This is a genomic window from Streptomyces sp. NRRL S-118 (assembly GCF_000716335.1).
In the GTDB taxonomy this organism is placed as follows: domain Bacteria; phylum Actinomycetota; class Actinomycetes; order Streptomycetales; family Streptomycetaceae; genus Streptomyces.
The window spans coordinates 2,121-20,120 of the sequence record NZ_KL591042.1; the positions used below are offsets into that span (position 1 = coordinate 2,121).

The following is an 18,000-nucleotide window of genomic DNA, read 5'->3' on the forward strand; positions in this document are numbered from 1 at the left end:
GCCGCCCACCGGTCCGCCCGGGTCGGGGGCCTGCCGTGCTCGCCGTGCGCGGGTCGTTCCTGGTCCGTCCCGGGCATGGGCGCGCGCCTCGCCGGTCAGGCCGCCGGTGCCGGTCACCGGGCCGGACGCGGTGGCCGGCCGGGTGGTCGTGGCCGTTCCGGTGGTGGGGGCGGCCGGGGACGGGGCCGTGCGGTCGTACCGGTGCCCCGTCCCGCCCGCGGGGCGGGCGATCCGCCGGCCGGGATCCGCGAGGTCGACGACGACGAAGGTGTCCACGGGCTTCTCCGCTGGCTTCACCCGCACCGTTCTCGCCAGCGAGAACCCGGGCCACCGGTGGCCCGTGGTCCGGTACCGGCCCTTCCCGTCCGGCTCGGACAACGGCTCGGACAACGGGTTGCCGCAGGCGCACCGCACCCGGGGCACCGCGAGCCGGTCGACCAGGACGGCCGTGCCCGCCTGCAGGACGGCCTGGTAGGGGTACGCCTCGCCGCCGCGGTAGCCGTGGTCGGTCACCCAGGCGTCCTTCACCAGCCGCAGCGGCGTCAGGGACCGCAGATAGCGCGGGACCGCGACCGGCTCGACGCCCGCCGCGACGGCGAACGCCTTGTTCTTGGCGGGTGTGGCGCCGAGGCGGCTGATCTGGCGCTCCACCTCGCAGGCGGGCACGTTCCTGGTGCCCCCGTACAGCCCGTCCGCCGTACCGCGGTGTGCCGCCGGCCCGTCGACCGCGCCGGGCGAGGCGTCCCGGGCGGCCGGCGGGACGGACGCGCCGCCCCGAGGGTCCGTCGAGTCGGTGAAGCGGTCGTCACCGGGCTCGGCGAAGCCCTGGAGCCTGACCTCCCGTGTGACGTCGCCGTGGCCGCCCCGGCCGGGCAGGACGAGAGCCAGGACCACCGACGCCGTGAGCACGCCGGCCACCGCCGCGACTTCGGGGCCGGACCGCCACCACGGCCGGCACCCCCGCCCACCGTCACCGCGGCCTCCCGACGAGGGGGACGCCGGGTCCGGCACGGGTCCCGGTGGCGGGTTCACCGGCGGACCCGGCGGGGGGCCCGCCGGACGATCGGGAGGCGGCTGGGACGTCACGATTGCTCCCTTCCTTCCGTTCCGCGCTCATTGTGTGCCGGGTGCGGGCGGCACCCGCAAGCCGGGGCACCGGCGCGGCGCCGAACGGCCGCGGCCCGCAGGCGGACGCCCCGCCGCCCGCCTAACGTGACCAGCGTGAGCCGTCAGGTCCCTCAGGTCCCTCACCCGGGAGCCGCGCACAGCGGTGCGCGCCATGCCGCCCGTGCCTGGGGCGACGCCCTCCTCACCGTGGTCGCGGGGGTGGCCGCGATGGCCGTCGTCGCCGCGCTCGGCCTGTGGGCCGCGGGCGCCGCCGACCTCCCCGGGGGCGCCTTCCCCAGCATCGTCGCCGCCGTCGTCGTCATGGCGGCGGGCGGCTCGGTCGAACTCGCGGGGGACGCGGGGGCCCTCGCCGGCACGGAAGCCGAACTGACCGCCATGCCGCTGTCGGTGACCCTGGCGGGAGCACTGGCCACCGGCGCCGTCTTCCTCCGCCCCCTGCGCCGCCACGCCGTCACGAGCGTCGGCGAACTCCTCGGCCGCATCGCCCGGACGACCGTGCTCTGGCTGGGCGCGCTCGCCGCGATCACCGCCCTCGCCCGGCACAGCTTCACCATCGACGCGAGCGAAATCGCCGGTGACATCGCGGGCGACATCCTGGACTTCCTGGGCGCCACCCCCACTCTGGGTTTCCGCGCCGACCTCGGGCGCACGCTGCTGTTCGGGCTGCTGTGGGTGCTCGGCGTGCTGCTCGTCGCCCTGCTGGTGTCGCGCACGGCCGCTCTGCCGGCCCGGCTGCTGCGCTACCAGGAGCCGGTCCGCCCGGCCGCCTTCGCGATGCTGCTGCTGGTCCTCGCGTACGTCGTCGTCGGGGTGCTGGTCGGCATCGTCGTGGCGGCCACCCGGGGGCATCCCGCCGACACGTTCGCGGTCATCCTCCTGGGTCTGCCGAACGTGGTGTGGATGGCCCTCGGCGTCGGGATCGGGGGCGCCTGGGACGGCACGGCGGAAGGGCCCTTCGCGCTGCCGATGCCGAGGATCCTCGACGCGGTGCTGCGCAGTTCGCCGGAGGCCACCGTCGACCTGGGCAGTCTCGCCGAACAGGACCCCCGGGCCTGGTGGCTCGTCCCGGTCGCCGCCGTCCTGCTGCTGGGCGCCGCCTGCGTCATGGCGGTCCGCTCGCCGGCCCGTACGCGGTGGTGGCAGCACGCCGTGCACCTGGGCGTGGCCTTCGCCCTCACGATGCTCGTGATCATCCCCCTCACGCACGTCTCGGCGCGGTACGGACTGTCGATGATCATCATCGGCGACGTGGACGCGTTCAGCGGTGTGGTGGTGCTGCGACCGCATCTGTGGGCCATGGTGGGCCTGGCCCTGGTGTGGGGTCTCGTGGCCGGGTTCCTGGGCGGCCTGCTCACCTCGCGCGTACGCCGCCGGGGTCCGGTCCAGGTCACTCCCGGCGCGCCGCTCCAGCCCCCGGAGCACCGGTAGTCACCGACGGCACCGGCTGCTCCCGGTCACCGACCCCGCGCCCCGTCAACACCCCCCTCGCCCGATCGCGGGTCCGCACCCCTGTCACCGGCCCTCGCCCGATCGCGGGTCCGCACCCCTGTCACCGGCCCTCGCCCGATCGCGGGTCCGCACCCCTGTCACCGGCCCTCGCCCGATCGCGGGTCCGCACCCCTGTCACCGGCCCTCGCCCGATCGCGGGTCCGCGCCTCGGTCAACGCCCCTCGCCCGGTCGCCGGCCGCTCCCGGTCACCGACCCCGCCCCGGGTGCCGCGGGCTCACCGGGGTGCTGCCGCCAGCAGCAGCCGTGCCGCCTCCCGCGCCTCCCCGGCGGGCCCGGACGAGCCGGTGAGGGCGGCCGTCGTGATCGCGCCCTCCGCGAGCAGGGCGATGTGCGCGCCGGTCGCCCCGGAGCCCCCCGCCTCCGCCACGAGCTCGCCGACGTAACGGCGGAACGCCTCCTTGTGGCCGCGCGCCGCCTCGGCGACCTCCGGCGCGGTTCCGCCGAGTTCTCCGAAGGAGTTGACGAACGCGCAGCCCCGGAAGCCCGGCTCCGCGAACCACCGGCCCAGCCAGTCGAAGACCGCGAGCACCCGCTCGCCGGCCGGCCCGTCCACGGCGTCCACGTACGACGCGAGCGCGCCGCGCCAGCGCGCGTCGCGGCGCAGCAGGTACGCCTCGACCAGGGCGCCCTTCGACGGGAAGAGCTGGTACAGCCGCCGCAGGGTCACGCCGGACGCCGAACGGACGGCGTCCATCCCGACCGCCTGGATGCCCCGGGCGTAGAAGAGCTCCTCGGCGGCGTCGAGGATCCGCTCGCGGGCGGGTCCGTGGTCCATCGCTCCGCTCCCTTGCGTGAGAACCATCGTTCTCGTACGGTACCGGACGAGGTGAGAACGATCGTTCTCACGGAAGAGGAGACTGCCGTGCGCCCGCCCCTGCCGCCGTTCACCGAGGAGACCGCCCGCCGGAAGGTGCAGCTCGCCGAGGACGCCTGGAACACCCGGGACCCGCAGAAAGTTGCGCCGGCCTACACGGAGGACTCCGAGTGGCGCAACCGCGACCTGTTCCTGCGGCCGCGAGGAGATCGTCGCCTTCCTGACCGCCAAGTGGCAGCGCGAACTCGGCTACCGGCTCCGCAAGGAGCTGTGGGCGTACACCGGGAACCGGATCGCCGTCCGCTTCGAGTACGAGTACCACGACGCCGACGGCCGGTGGTTCCGCGCGTACGGCAACGAGAACTGGGAGTTCGACGGGAACGGCTTGATGCGCAAGCGGTACGCCAGCATCAACGACCTGCCCATCACCGCCGCCGAGCGCCGCCTCGCCCACGCCTCCGACTGAGCGATCGAAGGGATTCGGTCCGCTCCTCCCGGGAACGCGGGACACGGAACAGCGCACAGCACAACACTTCCGCGCACCCGCGGAACCGCGCGACCGTGACGATCAGGAGAACCACCGCCATGACCGATGACCGCCGGCCCGAGGACCCCGTCACCCGCCACCCGCAGCCGGACTTCCCCGAACAGGAACAGCCGCACCCCGGCTCCACCGAGTCGATGGAACCGCGGCCCGACCACGGCGAGGAGTCGTACCGCGGCAGCGGGCTGCTGGCGGACCGCGCCGCCCTCGTCACCGGGGGCGACTCCGGCATCGGCCGGGCCGTCTGCCTGGCGTACGCACGCGAAGGCGCCGACGTGCTGTTCACCCACCTGCCCGAGGAGGCGGACGAGGCGCGCGAGACCGCCCGCCTGATCGAGGAGGCCGGCCGCAAGGCCGTCGCCGTCGCGTGCGACATCCGCCAGGAGGAGCAGTGCCGCGGCCTGATCGACCGGGCCGTCGCCGAGTTCGGGCGCATCGACGTCCTGGTGAACAACGCCGCCTTCCAGATGGCCCAGCCCGACGGCATCGAAGCCATCAGCACCGAGCAGTTCGACCGGGTGATGAAGACCAACCTCTACGGCATGTTCTGGCTCACCAGGATGGCGCTGCCGCACATCCCCAAGGGCGGCAGCGTCATCAACACCACGTCCGTGCAGGCCTACAAGCCCAGCCCGCCCCTGCTCGACTACGCCATGACCAAGGGCGCCATCGTCACCTTCACCCAGGGACTCGCCCAGATGCTCGCCCCTCGCGGCATCCGCGTGAACGCCGTGGCCCCCGGCCCCGTCTGGACGCCCCTCATCCCCGCGACCATGCCGGAGACCGCCGAGTTCGGGAAGCAGGCCCCCCTGGGCCGCGCCGCCCAGCCCGCCGAGATGGCGCCCGCTTACGTCTTCCTCGCCTCGCCCGGCGCCAGTTACATCACCGCCGAGATCGTCAACGCCACCGGGGGTACGCCGCTTCCGTGATCCCTTCCGCACGGGAAGCGTGGCACCGTGTCCACGGGGAGGCGGGCGCGGTCGGCCGGTCCGTACGGAGCGCCCTCACCGGCCCCGGACCCGAGCGGGACCTGGCCGTCCAGTCCCTCAAGGCCGCCGGGGCGGCCATCCTCGCCTGGGCCGTCGCCGGCTGGTGGTGGCAGGCGCCCCTCGCGCTGATGGCACCCTGGACGGCCGTCGCGCTCGTACAGAGCACCGTCTACCGGTCCGTGCGCACGGGGGTCCAGCAGGTCGTCCTCATCGCCGCCGGGACCGTCCTCGCGGCCGCGGCGGCCGGCCTGACCGGCAACACCATGGCGGCGATGTCCTGCCCGTCACCGTCCTGCTCGGCAACTGGTCCCGCTTCGGCGACCAGGGCACCTACGCCTCCACCACGGCGCTCTTCGTGCTGGTGTACGGCTCGTACTCCGGCTTCGACATCCTGCACCGGCTGCTGGAGACGCTCCTCGGCGCGGTGATCGGGATCGGCGTGAACGCGCTGGTCCTGCCGCCCGTCCACCTGCGCAGCGCCCGCGACTCGCTGTGCCGGCTGCCCCGTGACGCCACCGGGCTGCTGCGCGACATGGCCGAGGAGATCGAGCAGGGCCACGGGCGGCACCAGGCCCAGGAATGGCACCGGCGGGCCCGCCGGCTCGCCGGACGGCTCACCGAGCTGCGCAGCGCCCGGACATGGACCCGCGAGAGCTACCGCTTCAACCCCGCCCACCGCATCCGCCGGCCTCCCGGCCCCGAGCTGCCCTCCACCGAGTGGGACGCCGCCTGGGAGCGGGTCGTGGACCACCTGACCTCCCTCACCGCCCTGCTCGCCGAGGCGGCCGGCGAGCGCCCGAGGTTCAGGCCGCCGCCGTCCACCGTCCTCGCCGACGTACCGCCGCTGCTGCACGCCCTGGCGGACGTGTGCGCGGCGGACCGCACCGCACTGGACGAACCGGAGCGGCGCGAGCGGGCCCTGCGGACGCGGCAGGAGGCGATGGCCCGCTCCTGGGAGGCCCACCGGCGCCTCAAGGCCCGGCTCACCGGCGGGGCCGCACCGGACGACGAGACGGCCACCTCGGTCGGCGGCCTCGCCGCCGAGACGCGGCAACTGCTGCACGAACTGGAGAACGCACGGGTCGCCTGACCGCAGGCCCTCCCGCTCGCGTTGCGGGACCCCGCCCCGCGCGGGAGGGTCGGGACAGCGACCGCGAGGAGGAGACATCCATGCCCATCGCGACGGTGAACCCCGCCACCGGCGAGACGCTGCAGACCTTCGACGCACTCGACGCCGCCGGCATCGAACGCCGCCTGGCCGCCGCCCACGCGGCGTTCCGCGACTACCGCACCACCTCCTTCGACCGGCGGGCCGCCCTGCTCCGGCGGGCGGCGGACCTGCTGGAGGAGGACCAGGAGGACATCGCCCGCACCATGACCACCGAGATGGGCAAGCCCGTCACCGCCGCCCGCGCGGAAGCGGCCAAGTGCGTCAAGGCCATGCGCTGGTACGCCGGCAACGCCGAGCGGCTGCTCGCCGACGAACACCCGCCGGAGGACCAGGTACGGGACGCGGGCGCCGCGCACGCGCGCGTGCACTACCGGCCGCTCGGCCCCGTGCTGGCCGTCATGCCCTGGAACTTCCCCCTCTGGCAGGTCGTCCGGTTCGCCGCGCCCGCGCTCATGGCGGGCAACACCGGGCTGCTCAAGCACGCCTCCAACGTCCCCCGGACCGCCCTCTACCTGGAGGACCTCTTCCGCCGCGCCGGCTACCCCGAGGGCGTCTTCCAGACCCTCCTCATCGGTTCCGGGGCCGTCGAGGGCATTCTGCGCGACCCGCGGGTCGCCGCCGCCACCCTCACCGGCAGCGAACCCGCCGGCCGCTCCGTCGCCTCCATCGCGGGTGACGAGATCAAGAAGACCGTCCTGGAGCTGGGCGGCAGCGACCCGTACGTCGTGATGCCGTCCGCCGACGTCGACAAGGCGGCCGACGTCGCCGTCACCGCACGCGTGCAGAACAACGGCCAGTCCTGCATCGCCGCCAAGCGGTTCATCGTCCACACCGACGTCTACGACGCGTTCGCCGAGCGCTTCACCGCCGGCATGGCCGCGCTCACCGTCGGCGACCCGATGGACGAGTCCACCGACGTCGGCCCGCTCGCCAGTGAACAGGGCCGCGACGGCCTCCAGGAACTCGTCGACGAAGCCGTCCGCGGCGGCGCCGACGTCCTGTGCGGCGGCCGCCGCCCCGAGGGGCTGGACCGCGGCTGGTACTACGCGCCCACCGTCCTGGCCGACATCACCCCCGGCATGCGCATCCACCAGGAGGAGACCTTCGGCCCGGTCGCCACCCTCTACCGTGCCGCGGACCTCGACGAGGCGGTGCGGCTCGCCAACGACACGTACTTCGGCCTCAGCTCCAACGTCTGGACCCGCGACGACGAGGACGTGCGGCGCTTCGTGCGGGACCTGGAGGCGGGCGGCGTGTACGTCAACGGCATGACCGCCTCCCACCCGGCGCTGCCGTTCGGCGGCGTCAAGCGCTCCGGCTACGGCCGCGAACTGTCCGGCCACGGCATCAAGGAGTTCTGCAACGCCACCACCGTCTGGCAGGCGGCCTGACCCGGCTCGCCCCTACAGCGGCGGGACGACCTCGTCCGCGGGCGGCGGCCCCGGCGGCGTACCGTCGCCGAACGGCCGGCCGCCCAGCTCCTCGCGGTGGTGCGGTGCGCGCCAGCCCCGCAGGTCGGGGCCGCGCGGCACGATCCGCGTCGGGTTGATGTCCTCGTGCACCCGGTAGTAGTGCCGCTTGATGTGGTCGAAGTCGACCGTGTCGCCGAAGCCCGGCGTCTGGAACAGGTCACGCGCGTACGCCCAGAGCACCCGGTCCTCGGTCAGCTTGTTGCGGTTGCACTTGAAGTGGCCGTGGTACACCGCGTCGAACCGTACCAAGGTGGTGAACAGCCGGATGTCGGCCTCCGTGATGGTGTCGCCCACCAGGTAGCGCTGCCCCGCCAGGTGCTCCGACACCTGGTCGAGCCGCGCGAACAGCCGTGCGTAGGCGGCGTCGTACGTCTCCTGCCGCTTGGCGAACCCCGCCGCGTACACGCCGTTGTTGATGTCACGGTAGATGCCGTCCATGCGCTCGTCGATCTCGTCGCGCAGTGCCTCCGGGTACAGGTCGGGGGCTCCCGGACGGTGCAGCGCGCTCCACTCGGTGGCCAGGTCCAGCGTGATCCGCTGGTAGTCGTTGGTCACCAGCCGGCCGCTCGGCACGTCCACGATCGCCGGGACACTGATCCCGCCGTCGTACTCCGGCTCCCGCGCGCGGTACGCCTCGCCCAGGAACCGGATGCCCAGCACCGGGTCCCGGTCGTCCGGGTCCAGCGTGAACCGCCAGCTGCGCTCGTCCTGGACCGGATCGGTCACCGCCAGGGACAGGGCGCCCTCCAGGCCCAGCAGCCGCCGCGCCACCAGCGAGCGGCTCGCCCACGGGCACGCCCGGCTGACGACCAGCCGGTAGCGGCCCGGCTCGACGGGCCAGCCGTCCCGGCCGTCGGCGGTGACCCGGTCGGTGAAGTGGCTGGCGGACCGCACCCATTCGGCGGAGTTGCTCACGGTGCCCACCTTCCTCGCGACGGCACACGGAACAACGGGTACCCGGTCGCCACGCCGCGTATCGCGGGTTCACCCCTCACGCGTCGGCCGGGGCGCGCAGCGCCGGAACCTGCCTCCGGCGGCGCTCCCCGGGGTGGAAGTTCAGCAGGATCATGCGGGCGCCGGGCGCCGCGAGCGGCTGGGCCGCGCACATGGTCACCCATCCGGGGCCCAGCTCCGCGTGGCGCACGGGCCGCTCGTCGCCGTCCAGCCGGATGCGGCAGCTCGCCGATTCGTAGATGGCCGCGGCGACGGGGTCGGCCAGCACGTCGCGCACGATGCCGCGCAGCGTCCGGTCGCCGGGGTCGGCGGCGAGCGCGACCCGCAGCTGCGGCAGCAGCAGGGGGGCCCACGCGGTCTCCCAGTCCGTCAGCACGGTGCGCGCCTCCGGCTCCACCGCCATCCACCGCATGGTGTTGGCGGGCACCTCACGCCGGGGGAACAGCGCCTCGAACGGCGCGTTGTGGGCGAGCAGGTTCCACGACCGGTCGTTGATGTAGGCCATCTGGGAGAAGGCGTCGAGCGCCGCCTGCCAGGCGCCGGGGATCTCCTCGCCCGACCGTGCGTTGAGCGGATACGGCGGGTCCTGGCCCAGGGCGTACCGGTACAGCGCGATCCACTCCTGCTCGTCCATGCCGAACAGCCGGGCAACGTCCTGCAGCAGGCCGACCGGGGGGTTGGCGTAACGGCCTGATTCCAGACGGCCGTACGTGTCCGGGGCGCGGTGCAGGAGCTGGTCGATCTGCGCCTGGGACAGACCCGGCGCGCGCCGGCCCTGCCGGGTCGGACGGGACAGGCCGTGGCTCTCCGGCTCGATCCTCGCGCGGCGCTCCCGCAGCAGACAGCGCAGTGCCACCTTGTCCATGACGGTTCTTCCCCCAAGGGACCGGGCGGCGGCCTCGCGTTCGCCGGTGCCGCCGCGGTGATGAACGGTTCCTGATCAGCCCTGTGCGCGGCCGGGCGGGCCGGTCACCGCCGGGGTACGGGCGGCGGCCGGAGACGGGACCGGAAGCGGAGCCGCCCCGGTGCGGGCACGGCGTACGGGCTGCTGCATGGAGTGCGTCCGTTCATGGGCATACGGCGGTACGGCGAGGGGGCCCGGCCCGGGCGCCCGCGAAGCGGGCGGGGTGCCGGGAGCGTCGCACCGCTACGCTGGCCCGTCGGACGCCGACGATCAAGAGCCTGCCCGGTGCGTACATGCGCACGGCGCACACACGCAGCCGCACGGCAGCCGCGAGGGGAGAAGGGTGAGGGACAGGGACGACTCCGTGAGCGTCGAGGTGCCGGTGCTGTCCGCGGCCGCGCGGGCGCTGTACGCCCGGATCACCCGCGGCGAGCCCGCCGGGCACGCGGACGGCGCCGCGCTGGACGAGCTGGTGGACTGGCACCTGGTCGCCGTCGACCCGGACGGGGCTCGGGCCCCCATCGCCCTCGACCCGCAGGAGGCGGGCCGCCGCCGGCTCGACGACGAGCTGCGGGACATGGCTGCCCGGGCGGCGCGGACGGCCGCGATACCCGCCCTCGCCGACGAACTCGGCGTCCACTTCGAGCGCGCCAAGTGGCGCTCCGGATCCAGCAGCGAGTTCCTCGCCGAGCCGGAACAGGTCGACGCCCGCATCGGCGAGGCCGTAGGCGGCGCGGAGACCGAGCTGTGGACCGCCCGGCCCCGCCGTCCGCGCAGCCCCGAGCTCATCGAGAGCACCATGGCGCACGAGGCCGAGGCGCTCGCCCGCGGGGTGCATGTGCGCACCCTGTGCCACGACAGCGAGCGCGACGATCCGCGCACCCGCGCCTGGGTGACCGCCATGACCGCGCAGGGCGGCCGGTTCCGCACGCTCGCCGCGCCGTTCCAGCAGTGCGTCGTCGTGGACCGGCGCCAGGCGTTCATCCCCGACCACGTCGTCAACTCCAGCCCCAGTCACGCGGCCTGGCACGTCGTGGACCGCGCCCTGGTCGCGTACATCGCCGAGGGCTTCGCCGAGGCGTGGCGCCGCGCCGACATCTGGCACGGCGACCCCGAGCCGGGCAGACCCGACGACGGCGGCAGCGGACTCACCCGCCGGCAGCGGGAGATCCTCATGGACACGGCCGCCGGCATCGACCAGCGCATCACCGCCCGCCGGCTGGGCATCGGCCTGCGGACCCTGAGCAAGGAACTCGGCGACCTCCGCGCCCGCTGGGGCGTGTCGACCCTCGCCGCCCTCTCCTACCAGTGGGCCCTGTCCGCGGAGCGGCAGCAGCCGCACCACGACGACCCGGCCACCGGCGCACGCTCCGGGACCGGCTCCGCGCCCGGACCGTGATCACTTTTTCACCGAAGAACCATCAGAAGAAAAACCGCCGGATGTGCGGCATCCTGGACCAGCCGACCGGCCCGTCCCCGTGGGACAGCGCCGGTCCGCGCAAGCCGCTATTACGGGGGGCGTTACCCGCGCCTCATGCCGGAACCGGGCAGAGCAGGGCACGGGCAGCGTGCCCTGCCGGGCATCGCGCGGGTACCGCAAGGTCGCTGCCAGGGCCTTGACGGAACGCAGAGCCGAGCCGTCGTTACGCTCCCCGTGATAGGGCACTCACCGTCCCGGGGGAGCTCACTCCCCGCCGGTCTCCGGCGTGAACGGCACGTCCTCCGGAAGTGAGGCGTGCGTGAGGAGCCCCCCGTCCGGCACGTCCACCGGGTGCGGCGCCAGCACCCGGCGCGTCCGCAGCGTGACCCGCGCCGGGATGTACTCCAGGAACGACCGGGCGAACCACGGGTGCACCTGGTTCCTCGTGGCGAGGACCAGATGGACGCCGAGCCGGCCCCCCGACCGCGCGGCCCGCAGCAGCACGCTGCTCAGCTCCGGCTGCCGGGGCAGGATCTCCGTCACCTCGTCCATGACCACGACCAGCCGCGGCAGGGCCGGCGGGCCGGATGCCGCGGTGTGCTGCGCCTCGTACGCCCCGAAGTCCGGGCACCCGGCCGAGCGCAGCGCGCCCTCGCGCACGGTCAGCTCGGCGGCGAGCGCCTCCCGCAGGTCCAGCGCCCGGGCCGGCACGGTCGACAGCCCCAGGGCGGCCACGCCGGTGACCGGCCGCCGGGCGTACCGCTCCAGACCGCTGCGGCCGGTGAAGTCGGCGAGCAGCAGACGGACGCCGTCCGCCGGGCCGTTCGCGGTCAGCTGGCGCAGCAGGGCGCCCAGCAGCCCGCGCCGGCCGGCGTCCAGGGCGCCCTGGCACAGCACGTGCGGACCCTGGCCGCCGGCCTCCGGGCCCGCCATGTCGAGGCGTACCGGCCGGCCGGTCGGGCCACGTCCCAGGAGCAGGCGCAGCCCGGGCCGGTGGGTCCGCCGGTGGTGCGCGATGCCGTCGAGGGCGCGCCGGACCTCCTCGGCGGTGGGGCGCTGCCCGGGCACCGTGTCGACGCAGTCGAGCAGGACGTCGGAGAGCCGGGGGTCGAGGGCCGGCGGCGTCTCCCGCGCGTCGTCCCGCCGGTCGCCCGCCCAGTCGCCGGAGGCGGCCGCGAGCAGGATCGCGCCCATGGACCACACGTCGGACGCCGGGGTCGGCGGCGCCGCGTGGTCCGGCAACTCGGGCGCGCGGTAGGTGTGTTCCTGACGGAAGAGCCGGCGGTACCGGCTCGGCCGGCCCGCCACGGTGGCGGTCAGCCAGCCCGTGATCCGCACCTCTCGGCCGGCGACGAGCACGCACTGCGGCATGAGCGAGCCGTGGACCAGCCCCTTGCCGTGCGCCCGGGCCAGTCCGTCGGCGAACCGGCGCGCGACGGTCAGCAGGCCGTCCTCGTGCAGCGGGCCGTAGCGCCGGACGAACCGCCGCAGGTGGGGTGCGGGCCCGGGGTCCTCCTCGTCGTCCCGCGCGCACTCGACGGCCGCCCAGGGGAGGGCGGCGGTGACGTCGTGGGCGAGCAGCCGCGGCGCGTGGACACCGTCCATCCGGCTCAGCGCGATGACCTCACGCGCCATCAGGTCGGTGTCGTGCAGCGCGGCGTCCTCGAGCCGACGGACGATCACGGGCCTGCCGCCCCGGTCGTGCGCCAGGTACAGCCCGATCCCGGGCCGGCCCCGCCCGTACTCGGCGACCACCGTGTACGGCAGCGCGCCGGCTCCCTCGAACCGGGGGTCACCGGGGTGCACGGGCATCCAGCCCTCGGCCCACAGCCGCGGCGGCAGGCCCGGCTGCGGCTGCGGCGCGGGCTGTGCTCCCGTGTGCGGGTCCCGGCCGGGTTGCGCGGCCGCGGGCACGGACACGCCGAGCCGGCGCATCACCCGCTCGTCCACCCAGCCGAAGGGCCGCGGCCCGGCCGCCGGCACCGCCTCCGGACCTTCCGGGTGCGGCAGCCAGGCCGGGAAGTCGGCGGAGTGGCCGGCCAGTTCGGTCAGCCGCGCGGTCACCGACCGGGTGGTGCGCAGCAGGTCGGCGGGCGGCACGGTGCCGAGCAGGATCCGCCGGGTGTCCTCGCGGAAGTCGAACTCGCGGTGCTGCGGCAGGGCGTGCGGATCCTCCTCGCGGTGCATCAGCCCGCCGAGGAACACCTCCGCCAGGTGCGTGGTGTCCACCGCCGGCGTCATCGCGCTCTGCACCAGCCGCATCACCGGCACCGGCAGCGGCGCCACCGCCGCGAGATGCGCGGCCAGCCGGTACGCCTCCGGTGACGCCGCCTCCCGGAACCGCAGCACCGCGTCCCCGGACGACGACCCCACGGAGCGCCATGGAGCGGCAGCGCTGCCGGACGACGGACCGGCCGCGCTCCGCGGGCGCGCCAGCAGCGGCAGGACGGCACGGCCGCCGGGTGAACCCACCAGCTCCGCCCACGCGCCGACCGACTCGGGCGTCGCCTCCAGGACCGGGACGGGGATGCCGTCGAAGGGCGCCAGCTCCGGCGGCAGCACCGGGTCGGCGACGATCCAGGAGCTGCCCGCCGCGCCCCGGCGGCGCGTGGTGACCTGCCACCGCTCGGCGCGGATGCCGGAACCGTCCCACAGCCGCGGCGGCAGCACCTGGAGCACCGCGGCCGGGCCGGTGGCGGCCGCCCGTTCCAGTGCGGCGTGCATCCGGCCGTCGCGCCACGCCGCACCCACCCCGTCGCTCACCACCAGCAGCAGCGTGGTGCCCGACGGGTCGCCGACGGTGGACATCGACAAGGTGGCCCGGCCGTCCGCGAACGGCCGGTGGCGCAGCAGCGGACCGTCCGCGCAGCGGCTGTCCAGGCCGTACACACGGACGTCGCGGAACGCCCCGCTGCGCTCCATCAGCAGCCGGACCTCGGCCGCCAGCCGCTGCCACAGCAGCATGGACACCCCGTCGTCGACCAGGACCACCAGGTCCAGCCAGCGGGTCACGGCGGGCCGCAGCACCGCGTCCGGCAGGCCGGTCTCGGCCATGACCGCGACCGTGGCCGCCACGTCGAGCTCCCGGCGCGCCGCGTCGGGGCGCCGGTGCTTCAGCGGCCGCAGCGCACGCCCCAGCCGCAGCTCGGCCGTGCCCAGCGCCTTGACCCCCGGGGCGCGGACCGGCATCGCCGGGACGCCGGGCCCGGTGCCGGCGGGCGGCGCGGACGCGGTCCTCCTGCCCGGCCGGGCCGTCCGCCGGCCTCCGGACCTGAGCGGGCCCCGTGCCGTCCTGTGCGGGCACTTGGGACGGCGGTTGTGCGCCCGGTCCCGCCCTGGAGCCGCCCAGCGCGGCCGCGGCCGCCGGAGGCAGCCGTTCCGCCAGCCAGAGCGCGTCCAGCAGCTCCTCGGCCGACAGTTCCGCCCCGCTTCCCGCGAGGACGTCCCGCACCCGGTCGAGCACCGGTCACACCGTCCCGCCGAGCCGGTGCAGCACGGCGTCCAGCAGCCCGTCGGCGTCCAGATCCACCCCGCCCCGGCGCAGGAACACCGCGTTCAGCAGCTGGTCCGTGGCCAGTTCACCGCGGGCCCTGCGGGCCAGGAACGCGCGCATGAGGTCGTCCACGCTCTCCAGGCCGCCGTCCGCCGCGGACCCGGCGCACTCCAGGTGGGCGCGGACGATCTCACGCAGCCGCTCCTCGTCGGGCTCCGGAAGGTCGAGCCGCACGCAGCGGCGCAGGAAGGCGGGCGGGAAGTCCCGCTCGCCGTTGCTGGTGATGACGACGACGGGGAACTCCGAGCAGCACACCCGTCCCCGGTCGACCTCCGTCCAGGAGTGCGGATCGGCCGTCATCACCCGTACCCGGGCCTGCTCCTCGGGCAGCCGGGCGAGTTCCGGGATCTCGAACTCGCCCTCCTCGAAGACGTTCAGCAGGTCGTTGGGCAGGTCGACGTCACCCTTGTCGAGCTCGTCGACGAGCAGCACCCGCGGCCGCGGGGACGGCACGAGCGCCGTGCCGAGCGGACCCAGGCGGACATACGAACCGATGCCCGGGCCGTCGTCCGGCACGGCACCGTCGTCGCGGTCCCGCCGCAGGTTCGTCTCGCGGAGCCGGCCGATCGCGTCGTACCGGTAGAGCGCGTCCTGCAGCGTCGTCCGGCTGTTGACCGGCCAGTGCAGCACCCGGCCCAGCGACAGTTCGTGCGCGACGGCGTGCGCCAGCGACGACTTGCCGGTTCCGGGCTGCCCCGTGACCAGCAGGGGCCGCCGCAGCAGCAGCGCGGCGCTGACGACGTCCGCCTCGGCCGGACCGATGAGGTACGGGCGCGGGCGGCGCGTCCCGCCGTCCGCCGCGCCCCCGAACCGCCGCCACGGTGGCGCCTGGGGGAACTCCGTCGTACGGGCCCGGCCGTCGCCACGGAACAGCCGCCACCCCGCGGGGCCGCCGCCGTCACCGTCTCCGCGTCCCGCACCGGGACCTGTGGTCGTCATCTGGTGTCCGCTTCCGTTCTTCCGCATGCTTCTTCCGCCAGGCCCGCCGGGCCGGGATCACGAGGGGTCGAGCAGTTCGAGGGACCCGGGAACGGGCAGCTCCGCGTCCTCCCACACCAGCGCCGGACGTGCTTCCGAGAGCACCGTGGCGCCGTACACCCCGGCCCGGAACTCCCGCACCCGCTCCGGCAGCCCGTGCAGCGGGCCCGCGGGAGCGAGGGCGTCGAGCCGCGCCGCGTGGCCGTGCCCGTCCGCCTCGCGGTCCCACAGCACCACCGGAACACCCAGTGCCAGACACAGGTCGAGCAGCCGGTCCCGCTCTTCGCGCGGCCCGTGCAGCACCACCCCGGCCACGTCCTTGTGGCTGGTCTCCAGCCGCTGGTAGAGCTGCTGCAGGGTCGCGCAGGTCTCGTCGACCACCAGCACGCCCGGGTCGCCGGCCGCCCAGCGGCGGCGCATCTCGGCCTCCCGGCGCGGGGAGCGGCGGCTCATCTCCGGGCAGCGCAGCGCCACCCGGTACTTGGCGCCGAGCGCCAGCCGCAGCCCGTCGAGGCCCGGGAACAGGTCGCCGAGAGCGTTGCCCGTGTCCCAGCCGTCGACGGCGAGCTGGAGCCCGTCGCGGCCCACGACGACGTCCACCTGGGTGAGCGGGTACGCGTCGTCCCCGTGGCCGCCCTCCGCCGCCTCGCGCACCAGCCGGCCGATCTCGTCCGGGGCGCACGTGCCCTCGGGCGCCGCGACGGTCGTCGTCGTACCGTCCTTGCGGACCAGGCTGATCCGGCACCGGTAGCGCTCGGTGCCCTGGCCGTCGGCGCCCGGAGCACCCCCGGCGTCCGGGGCGCCGGGGGTCAGCCGCAGCACCACGCGGCTGACCGGGGACGGCCGCTGCGCGGCCCAGTTGGCGGCGTCGGCACGCCGCTCGGCCAGGGCGACCGGGCTGATGCCGAGCCGGTGGGCGACCCGGTCGCACCAGCCGTGCAGGGAGTCCCGGGTCTCCCGGTCCGGTGCCGCCGAGGCCACGAACGCGGCGAGGCGGAGCAGCGCGGGGACCGGCGGCGCCCCGCCGCCGGCCGACGGCCCGTCCGGATACCCCTCCAGGGCCGGCACCACCGCGTCGAGGTCGCCCTCCGCCAGCCGGGCCGAGGCACCCAGCGGCCCCGGCAGGGCCATGTAGCGCAGGGCCTCCCGGGCGGCGCGCGGGACGAGCGTGGCATCGGCGGCGGTGGCCCGGCGCAGGTCCTCCAGCAGCAGCCGGTGCTCGCCCACGGACAGCAGCCGGACGCATCGCTCCAGCCGGCCGAGCGCCAGCAGGGAGTTCAGCGCCTCCCGGTCCGCGCCGCTGCGGACCGCCGGCGCCAGCGACTCGGTGAGCGTGGCCAGGGCCCGCTCCTCGGTCACCAGGAGCTCCGCCAGCTCTTCGACCGTCGGTGCCGCGTGACCGCTCCCGGGAGCCGCCGTGTACCCCAGGCCGGCCGCCAGCGCACGGGCGTGGTCCGCGCGCCGCCGCGGATCGTCCAGCAGTGCCCGCAGCACGGGCACGAACGCCGCGGCCGCCCGCGGCGTCTCGGGGCCGCCGCACCACGGGCCCCGCCCGGGGCGTCCCGCGACGGCGCACTCCTCCAGGACGTCCGCGGCCCCGGCGCGCGCCAGCTCCTCGCGCACCGCCTGCCACGGCACGGCCCAGCTGCGGCGCACCGCCTGCTGCATGCCCAGCGGTTCCGCCCCCGGCGGCATGAGGTGGGCGACGACGAGCCCGGCCACGGCGGAGGCGTCCCGGGTCCACAGCGGGCCGCCGCTGTAGCCCGGACCGACGGCCGCGCCGGACAGCGGTCCGTCCAGGTAGCCGTACCGGCCCTCCTTGAAACCGACGACGATGTCGGCGAACGTGATCGCCTCACCACCGCCGTGCCAGGCACGCAGCTCCTGGCCCTCCTCCATGTCCCGCCACACCACCGGCCGGAACCTGGAGGGGGCCGGCTCGTCGAGGTCCAGGACGGCCAGGTCGCCCTCCCATTCCAGCGCCGAGGGCCGCGGCTGCGGAGGCACCCAGACCGAGACGGTGGCCGTGACGCGGTGCGTCCCGCCGGCGCCCGCGGCGCCCAGCTCCGTGCCGTCGCCGGCCGCCGGACCCCCACCGGGGGCGGCGGAGCCGCGCAGAGCCACCGTCAGCGGGCCGGCCGGGGCCGGGTGTTCGGCGCAGTGGAGGTCCCTGCCCAGGGCGTCGTTGACGACGTGGGCGCAGGTGAGCACCCGGCGCGGGGAGAGGAGCGCGGCGGCGCCCGCGGCCTTGGCGCTGCCCTCGTACAGCAGTGAGACCCGGCTGCCGGCGGCCGCCGGACGTCGGAACCAGGTCATGACTCAGCCCTGTCGGTGCTCGGACACGCCCTGTTGTGCGGTACCGCCGGACCGGGTGCCGTCCGGCCGCGGCGTGTCCTGCGCCGGGTCGTGATGCCAGGTCGCCGACACCGTCATGGTCGCGTTGCCGTTCGCGCCGACGATGCCCAGCTTGAGGTCGTGCCCGATCTGGATGCCGAACTCCACCGACAGCTCCTGCGGGGCGTGCGGGACGCCCGTCACCGCCGTGTGCACCTCTTCGAGCAGT

At 75.5% G+C, this 18,000-nt stretch carries 14 protein-coding genes and 1 pseudogene; 7 read left to right on the plus strand and 8 right to left on the minus strand.

Annotation, left to right across the window (positions count from 1 at the left end; translation table 11 throughout):
- Positions 1 to 918 (minus strand): DUF6777 domain-containing protein (locus tag IH00_RS38325; protein ID WP_199819879.1); only part of this gene is annotated, 918 nt, incomplete at its 3' end.
- A gap of 294 nt (positions 919 to 1,212) precedes the next feature.
- Here IH00_RS38325 and IH00_RS0135645 point away from each other — a divergent pair.
- Positions 1,213 to 2,556 carry a streptophobe family protein gene (locus IH00_RS0135645; protein WP_420710980.1) on the plus strand — a complete coding sequence of 448 codons (1,344 nt, stop codon included), beginning with the start codon at positions 1,213 to 1,215 and terminating at the stop codon, positions 2,554 to 2,556.
- A gap of 296 nt (positions 2,557 to 2,852) precedes the next feature.
- Here IH00_RS0135645 and IH00_RS0135650 read toward each other — a convergent pair whose 3' ends face one another.
- The gene (locus IH00_RS0135650; protein ID WP_031080574.1) at positions 2,853 to 3,413 is read right to left on the minus strand and encodes a TetR/AcrR family transcriptional regulator; all 561 of its coding nucleotides are present in this window, start codon (positions 3,411 to 3,413) and stop codon (positions 2,853 to 2,855) included.
- 60 nt (positions 3,414 to 3,473) lie between these two features.
- Here IH00_RS0135650 and IH00_RS38330 point away from each other — a divergent pair.
- The 5 genes and pseudogenes from IH00_RS38330 (at position 3,474) to IH00_RS0135670 (ending at position 7,547) form a co-directional block, all read left to right on the plus strand.
- Positions 3,474 to 3,918 (plus strand): annotated as a pseudogene (locus tag IH00_RS38330) (DUF1348 family protein).
- A 119-nt stretch (positions 3,919 to 4,037) separates the two neighbouring features.
- Positions 4,038 to 4,925, plus strand: coding sequence for an SDR family oxidoreductase (locus IH00_RS0135660; RefSeq protein WP_031080576.1), 888 nt, complete (start codon positions 4,038 to 4,040; stop codon positions 4,923 to 4,925).
- Positions 4,922 to 5,413: a hypothetical protein gene (locus IH00_RS44790; protein WP_234335107.1), complete on the plus strand. Its 492-nt coding sequence runs from the start codon at positions 4,922 to 4,924 to the stop codon at positions 5,411 to 5,413. The genes IH00_RS0135660 and IH00_RS44790 overlap by 4 nt, the downstream gene beginning before the upstream one ends.
- Positions 5,341 to 6,075, plus strand: coding sequence for a hypothetical protein (locus tag IH00_RS38335; RefSeq protein ID WP_234335108.1), 735 nt, complete (start codon positions 5,341 to 5,343; stop codon positions 6,073 to 6,075). The genes IH00_RS44790 and IH00_RS38335 overlap by 73 nt, the downstream gene beginning before the upstream one ends.
- A gap of 80 nt (positions 6,076 to 6,155) precedes the next feature.
- Positions 6,156 to 7,547 carry an NADP-dependent succinic semialdehyde dehydrogenase gene (locus IH00_RS0135670; protein ID WP_031080577.1) on the plus strand — a complete coding sequence of 464 codons (1,392 nt, stop codon included), beginning with the start codon at positions 6,156 to 6,158 and terminating at the stop codon, positions 7,545 to 7,547.
- A 12-nt stretch (positions 7,548 to 7,559) separates the two neighbouring features.
- Here IH00_RS0135670 and IH00_RS0135675 read toward each other — a convergent pair whose 3' ends face one another.
- Both IH00_RS0135675 and IH00_RS0135680 read right to left on the minus strand, forming a co-directional pair.
- On the minus strand, positions 7,560 to 8,552 hold the full coding sequence (locus IH00_RS0135675; RefSeq protein WP_031080579.1) for a glutathione S-transferase family protein: 993 nt from the start codon (positions 8,550 to 8,552) through the stop codon (positions 7,560 to 7,562).
- A gap of 67 nt (positions 8,553 to 8,619) precedes the next feature.
- On the minus strand, positions 8,620 to 9,447 hold the full coding sequence (locus tag IH00_RS0135680) for an MmyB family transcriptional regulator (RefSeq protein ID WP_031080581.1): 828 nt from the start codon (positions 9,445 to 9,447) through the stop codon (positions 8,620 to 8,622).
- 403 nt (positions 9,448 to 9,850) lie between these two features.
- On the opposite strand from IH00_RS0135680, the gene IH00_RS0135685 reads away from it, so the two are divergent.
- Positions 9,851 to 10,885, plus strand: a complete 1,035-nt coding sequence (locus IH00_RS0135685; protein ID WP_031080583.1) for a helix-turn-helix transcriptional regulator — start codon at positions 9,851 to 9,853, stop codon at positions 10,883 to 10,885.
- 285 nt (positions 10,886 to 11,170) lie between these two features.
- Here the strand turns inward: IH00_RS0135685 and IH00_RS0135690 are convergent, their stop codons facing one another.
- From IH00_RS0135690 to IH00_RS44795, 4 genes are all read right to left on the minus strand, one after another.
- Positions 11,171 to 14,431 (minus strand): SAV_2336 N-terminal domain-related protein, encoded by a 3,261-nt coding sequence (locus IH00_RS0135690; protein WP_267882635.1) that lies wholly within the window; start codon positions 14,429 to 14,431, stop codon positions 11,171 to 11,173.
- Positions 14,373 to 15,398 carry an AAA family ATPase gene (locus IH00_RS0135695; protein ID WP_052411906.1) on the minus strand — a complete coding sequence of 342 codons (1,026 nt, stop codon included), beginning with the start codon at positions 15,396 to 15,398 and terminating at the stop codon, positions 14,373 to 14,375. Before IH00_RS0135695 ends, IH00_RS0135690 begins: the two co-directional genes overlap by 59 nt.
- 57 nt (positions 15,399 to 15,455) lie before the next feature.
- A complete protein-coding gene (locus tag IH00_RS0135700; protein WP_031080595.1) occupies positions 15,456 to 17,753 on the minus strand; it encodes a VMAP-C domain-containing protein in 2,298 nt (765 codons plus the stop codon).
- 3 nt (positions 17,754 to 17,756) lie between these two features.
- A partial coding sequence (locus tag IH00_RS44795; protein ID WP_267882634.1) for a CU044_2847 family protein occupies positions 17,757 to 18,000 on the minus strand: 244 nt, incomplete at its 5' end.

Bases quoted from the DNA above. Each gene is read 5' to 3' on its own strand.
- IH00_RS0135660 (WP_031080576.1), top strand. From the start codon at position 4,038: ATGACCGATGACCGCCGGCCCGAGGACCCCGTCACCCGCCACCCGCAG.
- IH00_RS0135700 (WP_031080595.1), bottom strand. From the start codon at position 17,753: ATGACCTGGTTCCGACGTCCGGCGGCCGCCGGCAGCCGGGTCTCACTG.
- IH00_RS0135670 (WP_031080577.1), top strand. From the start codon at position 6,156: ATGCCCATCGCGACGGTGAACCCCGCCACCGGCGAGACGCTGCAGACC.
- IH00_RS0135695 (WP_052411906.1), bottom strand. From the start codon at position 15,398: ATGACGACCACAGGTCCCGGTGCGGGACGCGGAGACGGTGACGGCGGC.
- IH00_RS0135680 (WP_031080581.1), bottom strand. From the start codon at position 9,447: ATGGACAAGGTGGCACTGCGCTGTCTGCTGCGGGAGCGCCGCGCGAGG.
- IH00_RS0135650 (WP_031080574.1), bottom strand. From the start codon at position 3,413: ATGGACCACGGACCCGCCCGCGAGCGGATCCTCGACGCCGCCGAGGAG.